The organism is Sphingomonas faeni (genome assembly GCF_024273235.1).
GTDB lineage: Bacteria > Pseudomonadota > Alphaproteobacteria > Sphingomonadales > Sphingomonadaceae > Sphingomonas > Sphingomonas faeni_A.
Map to the genome: position 1 here is coordinate 1 of NZ_JANBVH010000039.1, position 23858 is coordinate 23858.

General features: G+C 67.9%; 19 protein-coding genes and 1 tRNA gene. 10 read left to right on the forward strand and 10 right to left on the reverse strand.

What is annotated here, in order from left to right; all coding sequences use genetic code 11:
* Nucleotides 1–85 precede the first annotated feature (85 nt).
* The 7 genes from NLI89_RS17530 (at nt 86) to arsH (ending at nt 6747) form a co-directional block, all read left to right on the forward strand.
* Nucleotides 86–1753, forward strand: coding sequence for an MFS transporter (locus NLI89_RS17530; protein ID WP_187502073.1), 1668 nt, complete (start codon nt 86–88; stop codon nt 1751–1753).
* A 267-nt stretch (nt 1754–2020) separates the two neighbouring features.
* On the forward strand, nt 2021–3511 hold the full coding sequence (locus NLI89_RS17535) for a GGDEF domain-containing protein (protein ID WP_254688159.1): 1491 nt from the start codon (nt 2021–2023) through the stop codon (nt 3509–3511).
* A gap of 75 nt (nt 3512–3586) precedes the next feature.
* The gene (locus NLI89_RS17540; protein ID WP_254688160.1) at nt 3587–3919 is read left to right on the forward strand and encodes an ArsR/SmtB family transcription factor; all 333 of its coding nucleotides are present in this window, start codon (nt 3587–3589) and stop codon (nt 3917–3919) included.
* An 11-nt stretch (nt 3920–3930) separates the two neighbouring features.
* Nucleotides 3931–4404: an arsenate reductase (glutaredoxin) gene (gene arsC, locus NLI89_RS17545; protein WP_254688161.1), complete on the forward strand. Its 474-nt coding sequence runs from the start codon at nt 3931–3933 to the stop codon at nt 4402–4404.
* Nucleotides 4404–5690 carry an arsenic transporter gene (locus tag NLI89_RS17550; protein ID WP_254688162.1) on the forward strand — a complete coding sequence of 429 codons (1287 nt, stop codon included), beginning with the start codon at nt 4404–4406 and terminating at the stop codon, nt 5688–5690. Before arsC ends, NLI89_RS17550 begins: the two co-directional genes overlap by 1 nt.
* Nucleotides 5687–6010 (forward strand): YnfA family protein, encoded by a 324-nt coding sequence (locus tag NLI89_RS17555; protein ID WP_254688163.1) that lies wholly within the window; start codon nt 5687–5689, stop codon nt 6008–6010. The genes NLI89_RS17550 and NLI89_RS17555 overlap by 4 nt, the downstream gene beginning before the upstream one ends.
* Nucleotides 6010–6747, forward strand: a complete 738-nt coding sequence (gene arsH, locus NLI89_RS17560; RefSeq protein ID WP_254688164.1) for an arsenical resistance protein ArsH — start codon at nt 6010–6012, stop codon at nt 6745–6747. The genes NLI89_RS17555 and arsH overlap by 1 nt, the downstream gene beginning before the upstream one ends.
* Before the next feature lie 15 nt (nt 6748–6762).
* Here arsH and dacB read toward each other — a convergent pair whose 3' ends face one another.
* From dacB to NLI89_RS17595, 7 genes are all read right to left on the reverse strand, one after another.
* On the reverse strand, nt 6763–8166 hold the full coding sequence (dacB, locus tag NLI89_RS17565) for a D-alanyl-D-alanine carboxypeptidase/D-alanyl-D-alanine endopeptidase (protein ID WP_254688165.1): 1404 nt from the start codon (nt 8164–8166) through the stop codon (nt 6763–6765).
* Nucleotides 8163–9047 (reverse strand): LysR family transcriptional regulator, encoded by an 885-nt coding sequence (locus tag NLI89_RS17570; RefSeq protein WP_254688166.1) that lies wholly within the window; start codon nt 9045–9047, stop codon nt 8163–8165. Before NLI89_RS17570 ends, dacB begins: the two co-directional genes overlap by 4 nt.
* On the reverse strand, nt 9044–10291 hold the full coding sequence (locus NLI89_RS17575) for a dicarboxylate/amino acid:cation symporter (protein WP_254688167.1): 1248 nt from the start codon (nt 10289–10291) through the stop codon (nt 9044–9046). Before NLI89_RS17575 ends, NLI89_RS17570 begins: the two co-directional genes overlap by 4 nt.
* Complete coding sequence (dgcA, locus tag NLI89_RS17580; protein WP_254688168.1) at nt 10288–11295, reverse strand: N-acetyl-D-Glu racemase DgcA; 1008 nt, start codon at nt 11293–11295, stop codon at nt 10288–10290. Before dgcA ends, NLI89_RS17575 begins: the two co-directional genes overlap by 4 nt.
* Nucleotides 11253–12290, reverse strand: coding sequence for an N-acetyltransferase DgcN (dgcN, locus tag NLI89_RS17585; protein ID WP_254688169.1), 1038 nt, complete (start codon nt 12288–12290; stop codon nt 11253–11255). The genes dgcA and dgcN overlap by 43 nt, the downstream gene beginning before the upstream one ends.
* 92 nt (nt 12291–12382) lie before the next feature.
* Nucleotides 12383–13975: an N-acyl-D-amino-acid deacylase family protein gene (locus NLI89_RS17590; protein ID WP_254688170.1), complete on the reverse strand. Its 1593-nt coding sequence runs from the start codon at nt 13973–13975 to the stop codon at nt 12383–12385.
* Nucleotides 13972–16317 (reverse strand): penicillin acylase family protein, encoded by a 2346-nt coding sequence (locus tag NLI89_RS17595; RefSeq protein WP_254688171.1) that lies wholly within the window; start codon nt 16315–16317, stop codon nt 13972–13974. The genes NLI89_RS17590 and NLI89_RS17595 overlap by 4 nt, the downstream gene beginning before the upstream one ends.
* Nucleotides 16318–16628: 311 nt before the next feature.
* On the opposite strand from NLI89_RS17595, the gene NLI89_RS17600 reads away from it, so the two are divergent.
* Nucleotides 16629–19652, forward strand: coding sequence for a TonB-dependent receptor plug domain-containing protein (locus NLI89_RS17600; RefSeq protein ID WP_254688172.1), 3024 nt, complete (start codon nt 16629–16631; stop codon nt 19650–19652).
* Nucleotides 19653–19685: 33 nt separating this feature from the next.
* On the opposite strand, the gene NLI89_RS17605 is transcribed toward NLI89_RS17600, so the two are convergent.
* Nucleotides 19686–20846 carry a phospholipase D-like domain-containing protein gene (locus tag NLI89_RS17605; protein ID WP_254688173.1) on the reverse strand — a complete coding sequence of 387 codons (1161 nt, stop codon included), beginning with the start codon at nt 20844–20846 and terminating at the stop codon, nt 19686–19688.
* Between the two features lie 141 nt (nt 20847–20987).
* Here NLI89_RS17605 and rpoZ point away from each other — a divergent pair, with 141 nt between their 5' ends.
* Complete coding sequence (gene rpoZ / locus NLI89_RS17610) at nt 20988–21332, forward strand: DNA-directed RNA polymerase subunit omega (RefSeq protein ID WP_055882033.1); 345 nt, start codon at nt 20988–20990, stop codon at nt 21330–21332.
* Nucleotides 21333–21881: 549 nt separating this feature from the next.
* On the opposite strand, the gene NLI89_RS17615 is transcribed toward rpoZ, so the two are convergent.
* Both NLI89_RS17615 and NLI89_RS17620 read right to left on the reverse strand, forming a co-directional pair.
* Nucleotides 21882–22553, reverse strand: a complete 672-nt coding sequence (locus NLI89_RS17615) for an RlmE family RNA methyltransferase (protein WP_093398175.1) — start codon at nt 22551–22553, stop codon at nt 21882–21884.
* Entirely contained in the window at nt 22550–23593 is a 1044-nt protein-coding gene (locus NLI89_RS17620; protein WP_254688174.1) for a Ppx/GppA phosphatase family protein, read from the reverse strand. Before NLI89_RS17620 ends, NLI89_RS17615 begins: the two co-directional genes overlap by 4 nt.
* Before the next feature lie 185 nt (nt 23594–23778).
* Here NLI89_RS17620 and NLI89_RS17625 point away from each other — a divergent pair.
* A tRNA-Gln gene (locus NLI89_RS17625) sits at nt 23779–23852 on the forward strand.
* Nucleotides 23853–23858 lie beyond the last annotated feature (6 nt).

Sequence of the window (23858 nt, forward strand, 5' to 3'; positions counted from 1 at the left end):
GACCGCCTCGAATTCGCATTCAAATACGGGTTCTGATTGCCCAACGCTGCAGAATCCCCACCGCTCCACCTGAGAGGATACCGCCATGGCAACGACAACCGGGGACGCATCGCCCCTTGGTCACGTGAAGCAGAGCCAGCCGTTGATCATCATCGCATCCTCCTTGGGTGCGGTGTTCGAATGGTATGATTTCTACCTGTACGGCCTGCTCGCGACGATCATCACCGCGCAGTTCTTCTCGGGCGTCAACGAGACGACCGGGTTCATCTTCGCGCTCGCGGCGTTCGCGGCCGGGTTCGCGGTGCGGCCGTTCGGCGCGCTGGTGTTCGGGCGGATCGGCGATGTCGTCGGGCGCAAGAACACCTTCCTCGTGACGATGGCGATCATGGGCCTGTCGACCTTCCTGGTCGGCCTGCTCCCCAGCTATGCGTCGGTCGGCGTCGCCGCGCCGATCGCGCTGGTGGTATTGCGCCTGTTGCAGGGCCTCGCGCTCGGCGGCGAATATGGCGGTGCCGCGACCTATGTCGCCGAGCATGCGCCTGACAAGAAGCGCGGGCTGTTCACCAGCTTCATCCAGACGACCGCGTCGCTCGGCCTGTTCGCGGCGCTGTTGATCGTGATCGGCGTCCGCACTCTTGTGGGCGAAGAAGCGTTCGCGGCTTGGGGCTGGCGTATCCCGTTCATCGTCTCGATCGCGCTGCTTGCCGTGTCGCTGTGGATCCGCATGCAGCTCGAAGAGAGCCCGGTGTTCCAGAAGATGAAGGACGAGGGCAAGACCTCGAAGGCGCCGCTGACCGAAGCGTTCGGCCAGTGGAGCAATTTGAAGGTCGTGCTGATCGCGCTGTTCGGTGCGGTCGTCGGCCAGGGCGTCGTGTTCTACACCAGCCAGTTCTACGCGCTGTTCTTCTTGGAAAAGAACCTGCGCGTCGATGGGCCGACCACCAACATCCTGATCGCGATCGCACTGCTGATCGCGACGCCTGCGTTCATCTTCTTCGGCTGGCTGTCGGACAAGATCGGGCGCAAGTGGATCATCCTGACCGGCTGCGCGCTCGCGGCGCTGACCTACATGCCACTGTTCCACGCGCTGTCGAAGGCCGCCAACCCCGCGCTGTATGCGGCACAGGCCAATTCGCCGGTGACGGTGGTGGCCAACCCCGACGAGTGCTCGGTCCAGTTCGACCCGGTCGGCAAGAACAAGTTCGACAGCAGCTCGTGCGACATCGCCAAGTCGTATCTGGCAAAGGCGGGCATCTCGTACACCAACGTGATCGCACCCGCCGGCACCGTCGCGCAGATCAACATCGGCGGCGCGACCATCCCGGTCGTCAATCCGGCGGTGGTTTCGGGGCCCGAAAAGGCAGCGGCGATCAAGACGTTCGGTACCGAAGTGAAGACCGCTCTTACCGCGGTCGGCTACCCCGAAAAGGCGGACCCGGCGCAGATCAACAAGCCGATGGTCATCGCCATCCTCGTCCTGCTCGTGCTGTATGTGACGATGGTCTACGGGCCGATCGCGGCGTTGCTGGTCGAGCTGTTCCCGACGCGGATCCGCTACACCTCGATGTCGCTGCCCTATCATATCGGCAATGGCTGGTTCGGCGGGTTCCTGCCCACCGCGGCGTTCGCGATGGTCGCGGCGACCGGGGATATCTATTACGGCCTCTGGTACCCGATCCTCGCCTGCGCGGTGACGGCGCTGGTCGGCCTGGTATTCCTGCCGGAAACGTTCCGCCGGTCGCTGCACGGCTGACCGTAGCTGAGGACCTGCGCCGAGGGCGGCGTCGATCCGGCAGAACCGGATCGGCGCCGCCCTTTTTTGTCCGGCGCGCTGCGGTCGACGCTCGCCGGCCCGATGCACAGCAAGCTCGCCGTAAAATGCGGATCGATTTCGATCGGTAGTCGATGCAACGCGCGCCATCCGCGAATATTCCGGGTGTCGATGGCGCGTGCTTTAGATTAGGTAGGCAAGGCGAATTGCGAAACCAGTGTATCTGCCGCACCGAAGCCTGGGAATAAAATGCCTATATTTAAGCTATATAGGTATATTCAACGCGGCGCGTTCTCGATTCTGGCGCCGGCATTCCTGATCACCGTCTCGATGCTGGCTTTGCTCGGGGTCGCCTTGTGGCAGGAGCGGCGCGATGCATGGCAGCGTGCCGACCTGGCGTCGGCCAATCTCCTGACGGCGCTCGCGCAGGATATCGGTGGCAATATCAAACAGGTCGATCGCGGGTTGCAGATCACCGCCGATGGTCTCGCGATCCCGGGAATATGGACGTATCCGGCAACGGTGCGGAGCCTCATCCTGTTCGCGGCGGGGCGCGCGTCGCCGTATCGCGGGCGGGCGTTCGTGCTGGATTCGCAAGGCCGCCTGATCGCGGGATCGAACCGCGAGCCGCCGCTGGGCGCGAGCTTTGCCGACCGGCGCTATTTCACTGTCCACCGATCGGGCGGCACGGCCGGTGCCTTCCTGAGCGAACCCCTCGACAGCCGGGTTGCCGGCGAAGGTCGAAGCCTGGTGCTCAGTCGCCGCGTGACCGGCACGAACGGCGAGTTTGCCGGGATCGTCGGCGCGACCATCCCGCTGCGTTCGATCCACGCGACCGTGTCGTCGGTCCGGTCCGGCCCGCAAAGCGCGATCAACCTCTTCACGCTGAAGGGCACGATCATCGTCCGCAACCCGCCGCTGCCCAAGGGCGCGACTCACAACATCTATGGCTCGGCCACCTTCGACCACATGCTGCGCGAACCCGCCGGCCAGTTCGTCGGCACGTCAGCGATCGACGGACAGGAACGACTCTATACCTTCCTGCGCCCCGCCGGCCTTCCCCTGATCCTCGATGTCGCGACGTCCACGCGGGAGATCTTCGCATCGTGGCGGACACGCGCTGGCCTGTACGGTATCGCCGTCTCGGCGCTGTGCATCGCGGTGATGACGTTGAGCTTCCTCTTTCGCCGCGAACTCCGCCGCCGCGCCGACAGCGAGGCCGAACTCGGCAAGCTGGCGGCGACCGACGGCCTCACCGGGTTGCTCAACCGCCGATCGTTCGATGCGGCGATCGCGCGGGAATGGCGACGGGCGCGGCGCACGCAGGCGCCCTTGTCGCTGGTGATCATCGATGCGGATCACTTCAAGGCGTTCAACGACCATTACGGTCATGTCGCGGGCGACAAGGTGCTGCAGGGGATCGCCGCGGTCATGCAGGCGTCCGCCCGCCGCGCCAGCGATCAGGTCGCCCGGATCGGCGGCGAGGAATTCGCGATCCTGCTGCCGGATACGGGCGCGCGCGACGCCTGGCACTTCGCCGAACGGGTGCGACGGGCGGTATCCGACCTGAACATCCCCCATCGCGCCAATTCCGAGGGCGTGGTCACGATCAGCATCGGCGTCACCTGCAGCGTCACCGTCGAGGCCGGCGACGTCGAGGCCTTCATGAACGCCGGCGACGCGGCGCTGTATCTGGCGAAGAACGCCGGCAGGAACCGGGTCGCCGATACCGCCGTCTGATTATGGCGTCTGATTGCAGGGCACTGACCAAAAGAACCCGGTTGCAACGCCCAATATATCCGCTAATCCGGATATATGGATTCCGAACTGGCCATCGTTGCGCTTGGTGCGCTCGCGCAGGATACCCGCCTGGAGACCTTTCGCCTTCTGGTCCGGCATGAGCCGGGCGGTCTGGCGGCCGGCGAGATCGCGCGGCAGCTGAACGTGCCGCAGAACACGATGTCGGCGCATCTCGGGGTGCTGGCACGCGCCGGGCTGGTGCGATCCGAGCGCCATGGCCGCTCGATCGTCTACCGCGCCGACCTCGACGGCGTGCGTGCGCTGATGCTGTTCCTCGTCAAGGATTGCTGCGCCGGCAATGCCGAGCTGTGCACGCCGCTGCTCGCCGAACTCGCCCCGTGCTGCTGAAAGGACCCACCATGGCCGTCGATATCGTGATCTATCACAACCCCGAATGCGGCACGTCGCGCAACGTGCTCGGGCTGATCCGCAATGCGGGCATCGAGCCGCATGTCGTGGAATATCTGAAGACGCCGCCGTCGCGCGCGCTGCTCGTCGACCTCGTCGCGCGCGCCGGGATGACGCCGCGCGATCTGCTGCGCGAGAAGGGGACGCCGTTTGCCGAGCTGGGCCTGGGCGACACGGCCCTGTCCGACGACGCGCTGTTCGACGCGATGATCACGCATCCTATCCTGATCAACCGGCCACTGGTGGTGTCGCCGCTGGGCGTGAAGCTGTGCCGCCCGTCCGAAGCGGTGCTCGACCTGCTGCCCGCGCCGCAGCGCGCGGCGTTCGCCAAGGAAGACGGCGAGCGAGTCATCGGCGAAGATGGACGGCGCGTCCTCGACGCGGGTCGTCAACGCGTCCTAAACGCGGGCGGCCAGCCCGTCTGATGCTGCTCGCGCTGACCATCTTCGTCGTCACGATCGCGCTCGTCATCTGGCAGCCCAGGGGGCTCGGGATCGGTTGGAGCGCGCTGGGCGGCGCGGCGGTCGCGCTGTTCGCGGGCGTCGTCTCGCTCGGCGATATCCCGACCGTGTGGGGAATCGTCTGGAACGCGACCGCCACCTTCGTCGCGATCATCATCGTGAGCCTGTTGCTCGACGAGGCGGGGTTCTTCGAATGGGCGGCGTTGCATGTCGCGCGCTGGGGCGGGGGGCAGGGCAGGCGGCTGTTCGTGCTGATCGTGTTGCTCGGCGCGGCGGTGTCGGCGTTGTTCGCCAATGACGGCGCCGCGCTGATCCTGACGCCGATCGTCATCGCGATGCTGCGCGCGCTCGGCTACCGCGACAAGGCGACGCTGGCGTTCGTGATGGCGGCGGGGTTCGTCGCCGATACCGCCAGCCTGCCGCTGATCGTATCGAACCTCGTCAACATCGTGTCGGCGGACTTCTTCCGGATCGGCTTCGCGGATTATGCGTCGGTGATGGTGCCGGTCGACCTGGCATCGATCGCCGCGACGTTGGTCGTGCTGCTGCTGTTCTTCCGCCGCGATATCCCCGCCGACTATGACATGGCAGAGCTTCGCGAACCGGCGGCCGCGATCCGCGATCCCGCGACGTTCAAGGCGGGCTGGGTCGTGCTCGCGCTGTTGCTCGCCGGGTTCTTCCTGCTCGAACCGATCGGCGTGCCGGTCAGCGCGGTCGCCGCCACGGGCGCGCTCCTGCTGCTGGCGATCGCCGGGCGGGGGCCTGTGATCGAGACGCGCAAGGTCCTGCGCGGGGCGCCGTGGCAGGTCGTGATCTTCTCGCTCGGCATGTATCTGGTCGTCTACGGCCTGCGCAACGCCGGGCTGACCGACCATCTCGCGGCACTGCTCGACCGGACCGCGCAGGGCGGCGTCTGGGGTGCGGCGTTCGGTACGGGGATCATCGCCGCGCTGCTGTCGTCGGTGATGAACAACATGCCGACCGTGCTGGTCGGGGCGCTCTCGATCGACGCGACGCACGCAACCGGCACAGTCCGCGAGGCGATGATCTATGCCAATGTCATCGGCTGCGATCTCGGGCCGAAGATCACGCCGATCGGATCGCTCGCGACGTTGCTGTGGCTGCACGTGCTTGGGCAGAAGGGCATCCGGATCGGCTGGGGCTATTATTTCCGGGTCGGCGCGACGTTGACGATCCCTGTCTTGCTGGTGACGCTCGCTGCCCTCGCGCTGCGGATCGGGATGGCGTGACCGCACTCGTATATCTTGCCGCATCGCTGGCCGAGATCGGCGGGTGCTTCGCATTCTGGGCATGGCTGCGGCTCGACCGATCGCCGCTATGGCTCGCGCCCGGCATGGCGTGTCTCGCGCTGTTCGCCTGGTTGCTGACGCGGGTCGACAGCGACGCGGCCGGGCGTGCCTATGCGGCCTATGGCGGTGTCTATATCTGTGCGTCGTTGCTGTGGCTGTGGGCGGTCGAGGGCGTCCGCCCGGATCGCTGGGACGTCGGCGGCGCGGCGCTCTGCCTGATCGGCACCTGCGTCATTCTACTCGCACCGAGGACCGCCTGATGCCGCTTCGTACGCTGTCCGACCCGACCCATCTGCCCGCGCTCGATCGGCGTTACGTGCGCGATCGTCCCGCGCTGGGGCTGGGGCCGAACGACCCGCCGCCGCGGATCCTGCTGCTCTACGGCAGCCTGCGCGAACGCTCCTATTCGCGGCTGTGCGTCGAGGAAGCCGCGCGGCTGCTGGAATTCTTCGGCTGCGAGACGCGGATCTTCGATCCCTCGACGCTGCCGCTGCCGGACCAGATCGCGAACGACGATCATCCCGCGGTCGACGAACTGCGCCAGTTGTCGATGTGGTCCGAAGGGCATGTCTGGTGCAGTCCCGAGCGGCACGGCCAGATCACCGGGATCATGAAGCTGCAGGTCGATCACCTGCCGCTCGCGATCGGCGGGATGCGGCCGACCCAGGGGCGCACGCTGGCGGTGATGCAGGTGTCGGCGGGGTCGCAGTCGTTCAACAGCGTCAACACCTTGCGCGTGCTCGGCCGGTGGATGCGGATGGTGACGATCCCCAACCAGTCGAGCGTGGCCAAGGCGTTTGCCGAGTTCGACGACGACGGCCGGATGAAGCCGTCGAGCTATTACGACCGGATCGTCGACGTGATGGAGGAACTGGTGCGCTTCACGGTGCTGCTCCGGCCGCATGGTGCGCAACTGGTCGATCGCTATTCGGAGCGCAAGGAGGCCGGCGTGGCGATCGACCCGGCAACCGACCTGTCGAGTATCGCGCTGACCTGAGCCCGCACCGGTAATTCAGTTCGCCGCGGCCACCGCGAGCAGTGCCCGGTCGATCGCGCCCGTTGCGGAGGCATCGCCCGGCATGTCGTTGGCGAGCGCGGAGAAGGTGAGGGTGCGGCCGCTGGCGGCGATAAGGAAACCGGACACCGCGTTGGCCGCGTTGAGCGAGCCGGTCTTGGCGAACAGCTTGCCGTCTAGGGGTGTCCCGTGGAAGCGCCGTGCGAGCGTGCCGTCGATCCCGCCGACCGGCAACGTCGCCCGCCATGCCGCGCCCCAGGGCTGCATCTGCGTCCAGCGGAGGAAGCGGACCGCCGCGCGTGGCGTGACGCGGTTATAGTTGGACATGCCCGATCCGTCGGCGAAATCGTAGGTCCAGCGCGCGACCCCGGCGCGGTCGAGCATCGCGCGGACCGCCGCCTGGCCATCCGCGACCGACCCCGACCCGCCGATCGCCCCGACCCGGCGGAGCAGGAGTTCGGCGTGCAGGTTCTGGCTGACCTTGTTGGTGACGCGCAGGTCTTCGCGAAGCGGCGGCGGGGCGAGGCGGGCGAGCACCGCCGGCTCCGGAGGCCGCGCGGCCGGGGCCGAACCACGGGTCGCAGGATCGTCGGCGGACGAGGCGGGGCGATGGCGGACGGTGATCGAACCGGTCACGCGAACGCCCAGCGTGCGCAGCATCGCCGCAAGCCGCCACGCGGCCCGGTGCGCGGGATCGTCGATGCCGACGGTGAGCGTCGCGGGCTTGCCGACCGGAAGCGTGCCGCCGATCCGGAGCAGGTCGTCGTTCGGTATCCGGGTCGCGTCGAGCGCAGCCTTCGTCCCGCCCGTGATCGAACGGTTGTCGATCCGGTAATAACCGTCGCCGGTGATCGTCGGTGGCGCGCCGGGACGGGTCGGCGTGACGGTGACGGTCGTGACATTGTCGTCGATCGTCAGCGCGGAGATCGCGGTGCCGTAGCGGCTGGACACGTTGTTCCAGCTCATCCCCTGCGGCCAGCGTTCGTCGGGAAACGCGCTGTCGTCGCCGATCACGTCGCGGACGCTGCGGGTTCGCGATGCCACCGCGCGAGCCAGGTCGAGCAGGCAGTCGGTGGCGCAGTTGGGCGCGCTCGACAGTCGCGCATCGCCGTGCCCGGCCAGGATCACGTCGCGCCCTTCGAGCCGAACGGTGGCGCCGCCGCCGCCGTCCGGTGCGGTGGTGTCCAGCATCGCGAACGCGGCGGCGGTGGTGAAGATCTTGGTGTTCGAGGCGGGGACGAACCGATCGTCGGGGCGGACCGCCACGATCTCCCGGCCTTGCTCGTCCGCCACGACCAGGCCGATCCGCGTGCCCGGACCGGCGGCCGCCAGTGCCTGCTCGATGGCGGGATCGGTCGGGACAGCGGCGGTGAGGAGGAGAGCGAGAAGGATGGGCGTCATGGTGCCTCGATCACGCTGCCGAGCAGCGCCAGGAACTCGCTGGCGAGTGCGCTCGGCGGACGGTCGAGCAGGTGGATCGCGTGGACGTCGAAGGTCAGCGACGGCTTCAGCGGTCGCATCGCCAGCCCCGGCGTCATCCACGCTTCGGCGGTGAAATTGTCGACGATGGTCAGGCCGACGCCCGCGCGGACCAGGGCGGCGGCGATGTAGAAGGTGCGCGCCGACGCGACCTCGTCCAGTTCGAGCGCCTGGCGATCGAGTTCGGTCGAGAACATCTGGCCGATCGGACCGCTGGCCGCGAGCGTGATGAAGCGGTGACCGACGAGCTGCGCCAGTTCGACGCGGGGTGGCGCATCGGGCATGTCCTCCTCGCGGTAGAGCACGACCAGTTCGCCCTCGCCGAGCCAGCTCTGGCCGAGCGGCGCACCGCGCGGCACCTCGGCGGCGATCGCGATATCGGTCTCGCGCTCGTACAGCTTGCGCAGCAGGTCGTCGTGGTGGACGGTCTGGAGATCGAAGCGGACGTCGGGATGCTTTTCCAGAAAGCGCGACACCGCGGTCGGCAGGGCACCGAGCGCCAGGCTGGGGAGTGCGGAGATGCGCAGCGTCGCCCCAGCGCCGGCGCGAAGATTGCGACCGGCCTCGCGCAGCGCCCGGACGCGCTCCTGGATATCGGCGACGTCGCCGAACAGCGCATGGGCGTCCTCGGTCGGGACGAGCCGGCCGGTGGTACGCTGGAACAGGTCGAAGCCGAGCATTGTCTCGGCATGGCGCAACGTCTTCGACACCGACGGCTGCGAGATGTTGAGCGCGCGGGCGGCGGCACTGACCGATCCGTTGACGTAGACCGCGTGGAAGATCTCGATATGGCGCAGGTTCATGCCAAGCTCGCCCCCCGGAAGCGGGCTTCGTCCAGCCCGTCTTCCGCACGTGCTACCAAGGTCGCGACGGTCAGATTGGCCGATGCCGAGGGCATTGTGCGGGTCATGTCGAGCAGCCGGTCGAACGGCAGGACCAGGCCGACGACGAGCGCGGTCTGTTCGGGCCCGACGCCGACCGCGGACAGCATCGCCGCGAGCATGAACAGCGACGCGGACGGCACAGGCGCTGTGCCGAACGCGGCGAGCGCGCCGGTCAGCAGCATCACGCCGAGCATCCACGCGTCGGGGACGATGCCGAGCGCCTGCAACGCGAACTGGCCGAGCAGCCCGACATACATCGCCGTACCGTCCTTGCCGATGCTCGCGCCGAGCGGCAGCACGGTCGAGGCGATCGGGCGGGCGATCCCCAGATTGTCCTGCGCGACGCGGAGCGCGACCGGCAAGGTGGCGGACGACGACGCGGTGGAAAAGGCGACGACCAGCGGATCGACGATGCCGCGGAAGAAGCGCACCACCGGCAACCGCGCGACGAACGCGATCAGGCTCGCGTGGACGCCGATCTGTACCAGCGAGGCGAGCACGACGCACAAGGCCAGCCAGCCGATATTGACGAACACCGCCATCCCGCCGCCTGCGACCGCGTTGGCGATGAGCGCCAGCACGCCGAACGGAGTCGCCTCCATGACGATCCGGACGATCTGGAGCAGGACTGCGGCGGCGGACTGGAGCAACGCGACGACCGGCTTGCCCGCCTCGCCCGAGACGACGCTGCCGATGCCGAGCAGGATCGCGACGAAGATGATCGCGAGCATGTCGCCCTTCGCCAGCGCCTCGACGATGTTGGCGGGGACGATGCCGAGCAACTGGTCGGCGGGCGAGACCGCGGGGCCGAGCAGGTGCGGGGCTATGCCGGCGAGCGCGATGCCGTCGCCGGGCCGGATCAGCAGCCCGAACGCCATGCCGATCGACACCGCGATCAGCGTCGTCAGCGCGAACCAGGCCACGGTGCGCCCGCCGATCGAGCCTAGCCGCCGCGGGTCGCCGAGCGACGCGATGCCGGCGGCGATCGTCACCAGCACGACCGGGACGACCAGCATCTTGATCAGCCGGACGAACAGGTCGCCGACGAGCTTTATCGAGGCAGCACCCTCGGGCCAGAGCACCCCGAGCGCGACGCCGAGGACGAGCCCGCCGACCACCCGCTGCCACAGCGGGATCGCGAACCAGGCCCCCAACAGCCTCAAGCGGGGGTTTCCCAGAAGCCGGGGCCCCAGAAGCCCGGTAACGGCGGCGAGAGCATGCCGTCGCGATCGACCACGCCGCCGGGGCGATCCTCGGTCAACCAGAGCGGGCCATCGAGATCGACGAACGCGGCACCGCCTGCGAGCAGCATCGCCGGCGCGATGCCGAGCGACGAACAGACCATGCACCCCACCATCAATCCGAACCCTTTTGCCTTCGCAGCATCGGCGAGCGACACGGCTTCGGTCAAGCCACCGGTCTTGTCGAGCTTGACGTTGACATAGGCATAGCGCCCCGCGAGCGAGTCCAGGTCGTCCGCCGTATGGAGCGACTCGTCCGCGCACAGCGGAATGCGCGACGCGAACCCGGCGAGCGCGCCGTCCTCGCCGGCGCGCAACGGCTGTTCGAGCAGGTCGACGCGGTGCGCGACGAGGAAGTCCTGGAGGCGGCTGACCTCTTGGATCGACCAGCTTTCATTGGGATCGACGATCAGCCGCGGGTTGCGCGCGGCGGCGCGGACGGCGGCGATCTGCGCTTCGGCATGCTGGCGATCGACCTTGATCTTCAGCAGCGGGACATGCGCGGAGCGGGCGGCGACGGCGGCCATCGCGTCGGGCGCGTCGATCCCGATCGTGATCGCGGAGGCGACGGCGATCGGCTCCGCGAGGCCCGCCAGCGCCGCGACGGTGGTGCCGGCAAGGCGCGCCTCGAGATCCCACAACGCCGCATCGACCGCGTTGCGCGCCGCGCCGGGGGGCATCGTTCCGGCCAGCTCGTCCCGCGACAGGCCCTGCGCCACGAGGGGCGCCACCGACGCGATCTCGGCCAGCGCATGGTCGATCGTCTCGCCGTAGCGGGGATAGGGTACGCCTTCGCCGCGGCCCACCGCATCGCCCTGCGCGATCGTGACGGTGACGACGTCGGCCGCCGTCTTCACCCCGCGCGAGATGCGGAACGGTGCGCTCAGGCCGAAACGGTCATGGCGGGCGTCGAGATGTCGAAGCATGAGAGCATCCAGTCGATGATCGGGTCGGCGCCGAAGCGATACGGGTCGGTGCAGGGCAGGCCGAGCGCGTCACCGGTCTCGGCACAAAGCCGCCGCGCATCCTCCTCGGCAAGCTTGACGGTGTTGAGCGCGATGCCGACCGCCTGCACGTCCGGGCTGGTCAGCCGCGCGACCGACACATTGGCGGCGAGGCAGGTGGCGAGATCGGGCAATCGGTAATGCGGCAGGCCGCGCATATGGGCGCGCGACGGATCGTGGCAGAGCACCAGCGCCCTGGCTTGCGCGCCGTGCAGCAGCCCGGTCGAGACGCCGGCGAACGACGGGTGGAACAGCGACCCCTGGCCCTCAATCAGGTCCCAGCCGTCGTCGTCGCGCGCGGGCGTCAACGCCTCGATCGCCCCTGAGATGAAATCGGCGACCACCGCGTCGAGCGGGACGCCGTCGCCAGCGATCAGGATGCCGGTCTGACCGGTCGCGCGGAAGTCGGCGGACAGGCCGCGGCGGCGCATCGCATCGCGCAACGCCAGCGTCGCATACATCTTGCCGACCGAGCAGTCGGTCCCGACCGTCAGCAGGCGATTGCCGGCGCGACGCGTGCCGGTGCCGACGCGCAGGCCGGCGGGGGGATCGCGGACGTCGAACAGCGCGACGCCGGCCTCGGCCGCGGCCTGGACGAGCGCGGGGACATCGCGCAGCCGCTGGTGCAGGCCCGAGGCGACGTTCATGCCTGCGTGGATCGCGACCAGCGCGTCTTCGACCAGCGCATCCCCCATCTGGCCGCCCGCGTTGGCGATGCCGAGCACAAGCGTCCGCGCACCCGCCGCGCGCGCTTCGGTGACGTCCATGCGCGGCAGGTCGAGGGTCAGCGGGCTGTCGTCGTGCCGCCATTCGCCGACGCAATCTTGGCGGCGGAAGGTGGCGAGCCCGCGCGAGGTCTTGATGCCGACCTCGTCGTCCGAATGGCCTAGGTACAGGAGGAAGGGGCCGAAGATCATCGCATACCTGTGCTGGCTGAAGGAGCGCCCGACTTACCGCGCACCAGCCCGACGCCGCCAATCACGGCCGCGGCTCGACCCATAACCCGAAGCTATGAGGCGGGGCAGTCGCTCGGTTTGGGCCGGAGCAGCACGCGTCCGGCTGCGACGCCCGTGGTCTTTCCGTTCGACAATGCGAGCCGGCCGTTCACGAACAGCGCCTTCACGCCGACGCTCGGCAGGCGGGGATGGACATAGTCCGCGCGCGGCGCGTAGCCGACTGGATCGAACACCACGATATCGGCGAAATAACCGGGCTTGAGATAGCCGCGGTGGTCGATGCGGTACAGATCGGCGGTGGCGCCGGTCGATTGCCGGATGAAAGTGCGCGTTGAAATCACCTGCCGTTGCCGCGCATACACCTGATATTTACGCGGGAAGGTGGCGTATTGGCGGGGATGGCCATCGGAGCCGTCAGAGCTGGTGACGATCCATGGCTGTTGCATCAGCAGGTCGACGTCGCGGTCCGCCATGTTGAAGCTCGCGATGCCGACCCCCGCGGGACCGGTGCCGGCCTTGTCGGGTGCGCGGAGGATACGGATCGCGGCGTCGATGGGGGACAGCGTCCATAAAGTCGCCATCTGGCCGAGCGTCCTGCCGGTCCAGGGCTGGCCTTCGCTGGTCAGCAGGATCGACTCCGCGCCGCCACGCCGGCGCAGGTTCTCGGTCATCTCGGTCCTGATCCTGGCCAGCATGACGGGGTCGTCGAGGCGTGCGATCAATTTGGCGTAACCGCCGTCGCTCGCCCAGCGCGGGAGCAGCGCGGCGTCGACGCTGGAGCCGGAGGCGAGCCACGGATATTGATCCGCGGTGACGTCCTGACCGGCGGCGCGCGCAGCCTCGATCGTCGCGATCAGTTGCGGTGCCTGGCCTTGCAGGTCGACGCCGAGCGCCTTCAGATGCGCGAAATGGACGGGCATCTTCGCCTGCCTGCCAATTTCTATCGCCTCGCGGGTGCTGGCGAGCAGGCCGATCGTGTAGTTGGATTCGTCGCGCTGGTGCGTGTCGTAGATCCCGCCACGGCTGCCCGCCTCGCGCGCGACGGCGATCACCTCGTCGGTCGCGGCGAAGCTTTGCGGAGCGTAGAACAACCCGGTCGACAGGCCGTAGGCACCCTCGCACATCGCCTTGGAGGCGAGGGACGTCTCCTGCGCCAGTTCGGCGGGCGTAGGCGCGCGGTCGTCCTGACCGAGCACGCGGGTGCGGATCGTGCCGAAGCCGACAAAGGGCACGAGGTTGGTGCCGACCCCCGACGCGGTCAGCGTGCGGGCGTCGTCGGCGACGTCGGGCGTGCCGCCGCCGTCGACGCCGATGACGATCGTCGAGACTCCCTGCGCGAGCCAGGGCAGGTTGAGCCGCTGCGTCGCGTCGGGCGAGCGGATATAGGTGTCGGGATGCGTGTGCGCGTCGATGAAGCCGGGCGCGACGATCTGGCCCTTCGCGTCGATCGTGCGGGTGGCGACGGTGCCTCGGGTGGGGCCCACATAGACGATGCGGTCGCCGGTGATCTCGACGTCGCCGACGATCGGCGCGGCGTCGGCGCCGTTATGGATCGTGCCGCCGCGGATCACGACGTCGACCCGTGGCGCCGCGACCGCCGGGGCCCCGAGGAGGATGGCGAGCGCGGATACGGCAAGGCGGTTCATAGGCGGGGCCTCAGTGTCTTGCGGTCGGCGACGTGCGCGTCGACCGCGGCGCGGCTGAAGAGCATCGGCTGCATCCGGCCCGCGATCCAAGGGGCATATTGGTCGCGGTAATGCGGCGATCGCGGGTCGTTCGACTGGCCAGGCAGGTTGAGCATCAGCGAATTGTCCCATGCGCCGACGTCGATCACCTCGATATAGCTCGCGCCGCCACCTGCGCGCCAGCTCGGGCCAGCGCCGAGCCAGCGCGCCATGACGGTGTAGGAATCGCCACCCGATCCTTCGCCCTCGATCGGGGGAAAGGCGGCGGCGATGGCGGGGACGCGCGACAGGGGGTGCGCGATTCGGACCTGGTGGAGCGTCCCCCAGCGCCATTTCGCGGGGTCCGGCCCGAGCAGCGTGTGCGCCGAAGCCCAGGCAGACACCAGCGCCGCATCGAGCATCGCGTCGCGGGCGGCGACCGGCGCATCGCCGAGGCGCCGGTCGGGACGCGCGAGCAGGCCCAGCAGCACCGACGGCGCGATGTCCGTGACCAGGTCCTGCGCCCGCTCGGGGACGATCGCGGCGAGCATCCGCGTGCCCAGATCGCGCCACAGGATCTCGAACAGCGCGGCGGCGGCGCTGTCGGCGCCGATCCGCGCGTCCCAGCCCCGCAGCATGTCCGCCGCCTCGGAGCGCCGCTTCGGCAACAGCGCGATCAACTGGCGCGCAGGCGTGGAGAGCGTGTCGTGCTGAAGTGCGACGCTGTCGGCGAGACTGTGTCTGGTCTGCGCCTTCAGGACGCTGGCGATGCGGTCGTAGCGATACGGATCGCGGAACGAAAAGGCGGGGATGCGGTCGCGCGGCCAGCCGGCGGGCAGGTTGTTCTGGTTGGCGGAGGCGAACCAGCCCTTGGCCGGGTTGTAGCTGCTGGGCAGCGCGGCGAAATTGCGCATGCCCGTCCAGTCGTAGCGCCCGTCGCCGGGGACGGGGAGCAGGCCGTCCCCGGTCTTGCGGATCGGGGCGAAGCCGATCACCTGCCAGCCGGTGTTGCCGTCGATATCGGCATAATGGAAGTTGGTCGGCGAGGGATGGAGGCGGAACGCCTTGCGCAGCGAGGTCCAGTCCCGTGCGAGGTTGATCGCGATCATCGCGAACGCGCCCGCGCCGCCGGGCTGCATCGCGATCGATCCGAGCGCGGTCGCGCGGTGCCGGGCGGGATCGTGCGAGATCACCGGGCCGTGGACGCTGTACCGCAAGGTCGCCGATCCGGGCGGTGCATCCTTCACGGCGATGGCGGTCTCGATACGGGTGAAGCGCTTCCAGCCGCCGGCATGACGATAGCGCTCCGGATCCTGCGGGTGGAGATCGAGGACGAACAGATCCTCCTGGTCGATGTGGAAATTGGTCCGCCCGAACGCGAAGCGATCGGTGTGGCCCTGCATGATCCCCGGCAGGCCGGGCGCGCCACCACCGATCACGTCGAGCCCGGGCGCGGAGAGATGCGCGACATGGCGCGGGCCGAACCCGCCGATCCCGAGATGCGGATCGTTGGCGAGGATCGGGCGGCCGGTCGCGGTGCGCGACGGCGAGACCGTCCAGGCGTTGCTGCCGGCATTGGCGCGCTCGGTGGGTATTTCCGACGGGTCGATCGTCGGCGTGCCCGGCCCGAACGGCAGCCGGCCCAGGCGCATGACGCCCAGGTCGGCGTCCGACACCGCCGCGACGTCGAGCCCGGCCGGCACGCGCATCGTCCAGGCCGGGCGCAACGGCGCGACGACCGCATCCAGATCGAGCAGGCCGAGCGCCGCGAGCTGGGCGCGGCGGACCTCGTCGTCGGCATTGCCGATCGAGGCGCCGCGCGCGAGCACGAGGTCGCGGATGTCCCACTTTATCGGTGCGACGCCCAGGATGGTGTATTCCAGCGGCAACAGCGAGGGATCGGCGGAAACCTCGTCGATCCGCGCATTGATCCCGGCGACATAGGCACCGGCACAGGCCAGCACGTCGCCGGGGATGCGACTCAGCTCGACGTCCAGGTCGCCGCGATAGTGGAACAGGCGTGCGACCGCGTCATGCTGGACGAACCCGGGGCCGAACGCTTCCGCCAGCCGGCCGAGTTCGCGGCGGTGCGACAGGTCGATCTGGAACAGTCGATCGCGCGCAACGACATAGCCCTGGCCGAAGAACGCATCGGGGATCGAGGCCGCGCGGATATGCGGGACGCCGTAGATGTCGTCGACGATCTCGATCGGTGCGGTCTGGCCGTCCAGCGCAATCGGCGGGGTGGCCGCGATTGCTAACCCGGTTTGCGCCAGCGCCAGTGTCGCGACCGACCCGTGCAGGAATGATCTGCGGTTGATCATCGATACGATTCCCGGCTGTGGACCCGTGGCGAGGCTAGGCCCGCGCCGCCGCGCCGTTGGTATGACAAGCGCGCCGTCCGCCATAGGGGGTGTTTATGGGCGCGGGGCCATAATCCGCGGTTATGGAACGATAAACGCTTGGACGCTGCCGGGGCCTTGACGCCTGTCGTCCACCCCGCGCACCTTCGTCTATCCGACATGATCGGCGCTGCACCCTCGGGGCGCGGCGACCGGATCGGCGGAGTCTGCAGGGGGCATTGGTCGCAGACCGGCGAACAGCCGGCGCGATCGAGGCAATATTGGGGGGCAAAATGACGAAACCTTGGCAATTCCGGCAGAATCTCTCCGGTCTCGCGATCGCGCTCTGCACCGTGACGCCCGCTGTCGCGCAGACGAGTGCCGGGACCGAGACGACACCGCCGACCCCGCAGGCCGAGGTCGATCCCGAAATCCTCGTCACCGGTTCCCGGGTCGCGCGCAATGGCTTCCAGGCGCCGACTCCGGTCACGGTCCTGACGCGGGAGGAGATCCAGAACTCGTCGCCGTCGAACAACATCGCCGATTTCGTCAACCAGCTGCCCGCGCTGGCCGGCTCGACGCGCCCCGCCAATTCGCGCCTGAACCTGTCGAGCGGACAGGCCGGTATCAATGCACTGAACCTGCGCAACCTCGGCGAAATCCGCACCCTCGTCCTGCTCGACGGCCGTCGTTCGGTCGGCTCGACGATCACTGGGCTGGTCGACGTCAACACCATTCCCCAGGCGCTGGTGAAGAGCGTCGAGGTCGTCACCGGCGGTGCCTCCGCGGCGTACGGATCGGACGCGGTGGCGGGTGTCGTCAACTTCGTCCTCGACAAGAAATACGAAGGGCTGAAGGTCTCGATCGACAGCGGCATCACCGACAAGGGCGATGGCCAGAACTACTCGCTGAGCGTGGCCGGCGGCATGGCGTTCGGCAGCGACGATCGCGGCCGTATCCTCCTGTCGGCCGAGGTCGCGCACCGCGATGGCATCTTCGAGGTCGATCGCGACTGGAACGCGACCGGCTATGTGCGGATCACCAACCCTGCCTATGATGCCACCACCAACTCCAGCGTCCCGCAGTTCCTGATTCGTCGCCAGGTGGGCGCGGCAAACTCTACGCCGGGCGGACTCGTCACCGGATCGGCCGGCGGCACGGCGAACCGGCTGCGCGGGCTGTATTTCGGTCAGGGCGGCGCGGTGCAGCAGTTCCAGTACGGCGCGCTGACCTTTCCCTCGCCGACCGGCAGCGCCGCACCGACGCTGACCCAGGGCGGCGACTGGCAGGTCAATGATTCGGGCCGCCGAATCGGCCTGGATCCCCGGGACGACCGCCACGGCGTCTTCGGACGCGTGAGCTACGACATCGGCGAGGGGATCTCGCTGTTCGCGGAAGGGGCGTATAATCGCCAAGCGGTGCTGTTCAACGCCGGGCCGAACTTGGCGACGGGCGTCGCGCTCACCGCCACAGGCTGCGGCACGGCGGCGACCTCGGCGAGCGCGCCGCTGACCTGCAACGCGTTCCTCTACAACACGCTCGGCCGCGCGGCGTTGACCGGGATCACCAGCGTGACGGTCGCGACGACCGCCGCCGACCTCCCCTATCGCGCGGTCAGCAACCGGCGCGAGGTGCAGCGCTACGTGATCGGCGCCGAGGGCCGGGCGGAGGTGTTCGGCAAGCCCGCGACGTGGAACCTGTATGGGCAATATGGCCGCGCCGACCTGCGCGAACAGCTGCGCGACGTGATGAACATCACCCGCATGAACAACGCCACCGCCGCGGTCTTCGCACCGGCCGGCAACACCGGGGGCTATGCGGCGGGATCGATCCAGTGCCTCGTCAACGTCGACGCGAACACGGCCAACGACGACCGGGCGTGCGTGCCGCTCAACCGTCTCGGGGTCGGCGTCGCGAATGCCTCGGCGATCGGCTACGTCCTCGGCAACCCCTACCGCGACGAACTGGTCGAGCAGTACAACGCCGCCGCCAACGTCTCGCTGACGCCGTTCGCGACCTGGGCGGGCGACGTCAGCGTCGCGGTCGGTGCGGAATATCGCAAAGAACAGATCAGCGGCTTCGTTCCCGCCGAGTTCCAGCCGCTCTCGACCGTGGATGCCAACGGCCGACCGACCACGACGAACCGCTGGTCGGTCGGCAACTATCTGCCCACCAATGGCAGCTACACGGTGAAGGAGGCCTATCTCGAGACGGTCGTCCCCTTGGGCCTCGGGCTCGAATTCAACGGCGCGGCGCGCGCGACGCGCTATTCGACCGCCGGCTATGTCACCACTTGGAAGGCCGGCGCGACGTGGCAGCCGATCGAGGACATCCGCCTGCGGGTGACCCGCTCGCGCGACATCCGCGCACCCAATCTCAACGAACTCTATGCGGCGGGTTCGGCCAACAGCGATTCGGTGCGCAACCCCGCTTATACCAACGACGGCGCGAACGGTCCGGCGACCTTCGGCTATTCGGCGGTCGTCACCGGCAATCTGAACCTGCGCCCCGAAAAGTCGGATTCGTGGAACATCGGCGGCGTCCTCACGCCGCGCTTCCTGCCGGGCTTCAATCTCGCCGTCGATTATTTCCGGATCGACGTGAAGGATGCGATCAGCAGTTTCGCCGCGCAGGACATCATCAACCTGTGCTTCCAAGGGCAGCAGCAGTTCTGCGATGCCTACACCGTCGATCCCGCGCGCTCGACGCCCGGCCAGCCTTACTACCAGTTCCGCAGCCAGCCGTTCAACGCGGCCAGCCAGCTGGTGCGCGGCATCGACATCGATGGATCGTACCGCCTGCCGTTGAATGCGATCGTCGGGACGGCAGAGGGCGCGATCACGTTGCGCGGGGTGGCGACGCGCTACATCGAGAACCGGTTCGACAGCGGCGTGCCGACCAACGCGGTGCTCAACACCGTCGGCGTGAACGGCGGGCAGACGAGCACGCCCAAGTGGATCTACCGCTTCAGCGCGACCTACGACACGCCGCGCTTCGCGATCACGGGCGTCGGTCGCGGCGTGAGTTCGGGCAAGTACGTCGCCAATGGGATCGAATGCCAGACGACCTGTCCGGTCTCGACCACGCAGTTCCCGACCTATGACGACAACCATGTGTCGGGGCTGTTCTACGCCGATCTGAACCTGACGGCGAAGATCAGCATGGGCGGCGCCGACGCGCAGATGTTCGTCAACGTCACCAACGTGTTCGATCGCTGGCCGTTGCTGGTGCCGGAGACCGGGCTGGCCGCGAACAGCACCTATTCGGACCTGCTGGGTCGCGCCTTCCGCGTCGGGATCCGGATGGAGACGCGGTAGAGAAGGCGCGCGCGGATCGATCGGCGCGCGACCCTATTCGTCGATCCCGAAGTTCAGCCCGCGCGACAGGCTGGGGTCGACGACCGCGACGACGAAATACGCCCCAAGCTGCTTGATCCGCTGCACCCAGCCTGTGTTCGCCTTGTACAGCGCCTTGGTCACCTCGGTCGATTTCGCCACTTCGCCGTCGATATATCCCCGGACATGCGCCGCGAACGCCACGTCCTCGATCCGCAGCATCAGTTCGAGGTTGATGAACAGACTGCGCATGTCGAAGTTCGCCGAGCCGATATGGACCGCGTCGTCGATCACGTAGAGCTTCGTATGCAGCTTGGTCGGCTGGTATTCGAACACCCGCACGCCCTTGCGCAACAATCCCGCATAGGTGAACCGCGCGGCGGCGATCGTCGCGTTGTTGTCCGATTTGCTCGCAGTGACGATCCGCACGTCCGCCTGCCGACGCCCGGCCTTGTCGAGCCGGCGCAGCAGCGCGGGGCTGGGCGTGAAATAGCCGGCGATGATGTCGATCCGTCGTCCGGCGCGCATGTCGTCGCGCACCGCGCGCGCCCAGGGCGACAGTTTCCGCGTCGGTCCGCCGATCAGCCACCGTGTTGTGCCCCTGGTCTCGCTCCAGCGCGACAGCGCGGCATTCAGTCGGCGCAGCTTGCCCTTCGGCTCGTGGATCCAGTCCTTCAGCGCGTCGAAATACCCGGCCAGCCGTCCCGCCGCCGGCCCCTCGACCAGCAACCCGAGATCGCGCCAAGCCTGTTCGGCGGCGGTGCCGAAATAATCATCCTCGATGTTGAAGCCGCCGATGATGATCCGCGTTTCGTCGGCGAGTGCGAGCTTCTGGTGGTTGCGCAGCAGATAGCGGCGACCGAAGCGTGCGGAGAACCGGCAGACCGAGATGCCGACGGTTTCCAGCGGTTCGAAGAACGCGTCGGGGGCATCGTCGCTGCCGAAGCCGTCGACGATCAGCGCGACGTCGACCCCGCGCTTGGCGGCGGCGATGAGCGCGGCGTTGACGCGCTTGCCCGACTCGTCGTCGGCGTAGATGTAATAGAGTATGCGCAGGGTGCGCTCGGCGCCGTCGATCAGCGCGAGCACCGCGTCGAGGCGGCGCGGGCCCGTATCGAGCAGCGTCATCTGGTTGCCGTCGACGGCGAAAGTCGGCTGGTCTTCGGGATCGTCCATGCGGCGCGTGATGGACATGGGGGGCGTCGGTGGCAACCCGCAGGGGGCTCCATGACGCGGGGGCGGCGGATTTCTTGACTTTGCGGGCTACCCCCCGTAGGCGACGCATTCTCATTCTATCGTTGTTACGAAGGAAGCCGCATGGCGCGCGTTACCGTCGAGGATTGTGTCGACAAGATCCCCAACCGGTTCGACCTGGTGTTGTTCGCGGCCCAGCGTGCGCGCCAGATTTCGGGCGGCGCAGAGCTGACGCTCGACCGCGACCGCGACAAGAACCCGGTCGTCGCGCTGCGCGAGATCGCCGACGAGAACGTCAAGCCGGCGCATCTCAAGGAACAGGTCATCCAGGGCCTGCAGAAGGTGCGCGTCGACGATGACGACGAAGTCGATGCCGTCGGCAGCCTGGCCGCTTCGGCCGAAGCACTGCGGCTTACCGCTGCCGCGCCGCCGCGGAACCAGAATCTGGGTGCGGATTACGAGGGTTGAGGCAGCGGGATTAGCGAAAGCTAATCCGCGGCTCGGCCGAAACCCCGGCCGGCGGGCATCGCCCGACCGACGACACGGCTTCGCTGCGGCGCGTGAAACAGAGAGAGCCCGTGGACCCAAGTCCGCGGGCTTTTTCTATACCCTCTCCCTGAGGGGAGAGGGAAGGGGCCCGCGGCGACTTCGCCGTGGGAAGGGTGAGGGCACGCGTGATGTGGTCGGGCCGTTCGTCATTCCCGCGGAGGCGGGAACCCATATTGGCTAGCCTCTCGTAGATCGCGACCGCCTGAGCATATGGATCCCCGCCTGCGCGGGGATGACGAAGCTGCGGGTTGTGGATCATCATTTCAAACTGGCGAACTACCCCCCTTTGTTCTCCCGCGAAGGCGGGAGCCCAGTCTGGATCCCCGCCTTCGCGGGGAAACATGCTTATGCTTCATCCCAGCCGCATCGCTTGCGACTACCCTGAGGTAGAGCGCCACGGCAAAACCGTGTCGTCAGTCGTTGCTGCGCAACGCTGGCCAGGCTTTCGACTTATCCGAAATAGCTCTGCTATTTCGGGTCTCGGCCTTTAAACCCCTGCGCAACAACAAACCACTCGACCGACCCCTTCCGGCTCGCCGGCGGTTTCGCATGCTTCACCGTCTTGAAGTTCCGCTTCATCTCCGCGACCAGCTCGGAATCAGCCCCACCAGCGAACACCTTCGACACGAAGGTCCCACCCGGCTCCAGTACCTCGCACGCAAAGTGCAGCGCCGTCTCGACCAGCGCCATCGTTCGCAAGGCATCGGTCTGCGGATGCCCGACCGTGTTCGCCGCCATGTCCGACAGCACCAGGTCCGGTGCGCCGCCCAGCGCCTCGATCAGCTTCCCCGGTGCGGCATCGTCGAGGAAATCCATCTCGAAGATCGTCACGCCCTCGATCGGATCGACCGGGAGCAGGTCGATGCCCACGACGGTCGCCTTGGGGATCCGGCGCCGGATCACCTGCGCCCAGCCGCCCGGCGCAAGGCCGAGATCGACCACGCGCTTTGATCCCCGGATCAGCTCGAACCGCTCGTCCAGCTCGATCAGCTTGTACGCCGCCCGGCTGCGATACCCGTCGGCCTTCGCACGCTTCACATACGGATCGTTCAGCTGCCGCTCGAGCCACCGCGTCGATTGCGCGGTCCGCTTCCGTGCGGTGAGAACGCGGACATGACCGCCGGAACCGCCGCGGCTCATGCCGTCGCTCCCGTGGCTTTGCCGGGCTTGGGCGAGCCCATCAGGCCGCGCAGTATGCCTTCGCGAATACCGCGGTCAGCGATGCCGAGCCGTTCGGCGGGCCACAAATCCATGATTGTCTCCAGAATGGCACAGCCCGCGACCACCAGGTCGGCGCGCTCGTTGCCGATGCACGGCAGCTTGGCGCGCTCCGTGATCGACATATGGGAAAGGTCGGCGCTGATCCGCCGCATCGCCGACGCGGGTACGATCAGCCCGTCGACCACTGACCGGTCGTAATGGCTGAGCCCGAGATGCACGCTACCGAGAGTCGTCACCGTGCCGCTGGTGCCGAGCAACCGCGGCCGCTCGATATGCCGGGGCAGGCGGCTCGCAAACCCCGCGAAACTGTCCGCGACGACCTGCCGCATCTTCGCATACGCAGCGCGCCTACCGTCCTCACCCTCGCCACCGCCGGCGTGCTCGGTCAGCGACACCACGCCCCATGGCGCCGAATGCCAGTCGAGCACGGTCGGAACAGGCGTCGAGGTATCGATCAGCACCAGCTCGGTCGATCCGCCGCCGATATCGAACACGAGCGCGGGATCCTCCCCCGGCTCGATCAGCGCGTGACACCCGAGCACGGCTAGCCGCGCCTCTTCCTCGGCGGAAATGATGTCGAGGTGGATGCCCGTCTCGGCCAGTGCGCGCGCGACGAAGTCGGGCCCGTTCGACGCCTGCCGACAGGCCTCCGTCGCGACCGATCGCGCCAGCGTGACGTTGCGGCGCTGGAGCTTGTCCGAACACACGCGCAAAGCGGCGATCGTCCGCTCGATCGCCGCGTCGCTTAGCTTGCCGGTCGACGCCAGGCCTTCGCCAAGCCGGACGATTCGCGAGAACGCGTCGATCACCGCGAAGCCGCCAGCCTGGGGTCGCGCGATCAGCAATCTGCAATTGTTGGTGCCAAGATCGAGCGCGGCAAACGCCTGCGCATCGGCCCACCGCCCACGAGAGGGCCGGGTTGCCGCCGGACGGGCAGGACTACCCTGCCGGAACGGCATTCGGGCGGAAACATCCCCCATCGCCGTAAAACTCGCTATCTATGTCTGCCGCCGCGGGAAAATACCCGCCCGGTGCTTGATCACGAATGTAGCGCGGCGGCGCGATTACGCAAGCGACGTGGCACATCGGCAACATCTTGGCGTTGACAGCGCCAAACCGCCCGCCTAGATCGCGCCCTCGCTGATGCCCCGTCGTCTAATGGTAAGACTGCGGTTTCTGATACCGCCTATTGAGGTTCGAATCCTCACGGGGCATCCAGCGTTT

Bases quoted from the DNA above. Each gene is read 5' to 3' on its own strand.
- NLI89_RS17540 (WP_254688160.1), top strand. From the start codon at position 3,587: ATGGATTCCGAACTGGCCATCGTTGCGCTTGGTGCGCTCGCGCAGGAT.
- NLI89_RS17570 (WP_254688166.1), bottom strand. From the start codon at position 9,047: ATGAACCTGCGCCATATCGAGATCTTCCACGCGGTCTACGTCAACGGA.
- NLI89_RS17615 (WP_093398175.1), bottom strand. From the start codon at position 22,553: ATGAGCCGCGGCGGTTCCGGCGGTCATGTCCGCGTTCTCACCGCACGG.
- rpoZ (WP_055882033.1), top strand. From the start codon at position 20,988: ATGGCGCGCGTTACCGTCGAGGATTGTGTCGACAAGATCCCCAACCGG.
- NLI89_RS17605 (WP_254688173.1), bottom strand. From the start codon at position 20,846: ATGGACGATCCCGAAGACCAGCCGACTTTCGCCGTCGACGGCAACCAG.
- NLI89_RS17620 (WP_254688174.1), bottom strand. From the start codon at position 23,593: ATGCCGTTCCGGCAGGGTAGTCCTGCCCGTCCGGCGGCAACCCGGCCC.
- dacB (WP_254688165.1), bottom strand. From the start codon at position 8,166: ATGACGCCCATCCTTCTCGCTCTCCTCCTCACCGCCGCTGTCCCGACC.
- dgcA (WP_254688168.1), bottom strand. From the start codon at position 11,295: ATGCTTCGACATCTCGACGCCCGCCATGACCGTTTCGGCCTGAGCGCA.
- NLI89_RS17595 (WP_254688171.1), bottom strand. From the start codon at position 16,317: ATGATCAACCGCAGATCATTCCTGCACGGGTCGGTCGCGACACTGGCG.
- NLI89_RS17535 (WP_254688159.1), top strand. From the start codon at position 2,021: ATGCCTATATTTAAGCTATATAGGTATATTCAACGCGGCGCGTTCTCG.
- arsC (WP_254688161.1), top strand. From the start codon at position 3,931: ATGGCCGTCGATATCGTGATCTATCACAACCCCGAATGCGGCACGTCG.
- dgcN (WP_254688169.1), bottom strand. From the start codon at position 12,290: ATGATCTTCGGCCCCTTCCTCCTGTACCTAGGCCATTCGGACGACGAG.
- NLI89_RS17530 (WP_187502073.1), top strand. From the start codon at position 86: ATGGCAACGACAACCGGGGACGCATCGCCCCTTGGTCACGTGAAGCAG.
- arsH (WP_254688164.1), top strand. From the start codon at position 6,010: ATGCCGCTTCGTACGCTGTCCGACCCGACCCATCTGCCCGCGCTCGAT.
- NLI89_RS17590 (WP_254688170.1), bottom strand. From the start codon at position 13,975: ATGAACCGCCTTGCCGTATCCGCGCTCGCCATCCTCCTCGGGGCCCCG.
- NLI89_RS17600 (WP_254688172.1), top strand. From the start codon at position 16,629: ATGACGAAACCTTGGCAATTCCGGCAGAATCTCTCCGGTCTCGCGATC.
- NLI89_RS17550 (WP_254688162.1), top strand. From the start codon at position 4,404: ATGCTGCTCGCGCTGACCATCTTCGTCGTCACGATCGCGCTCGTCATC.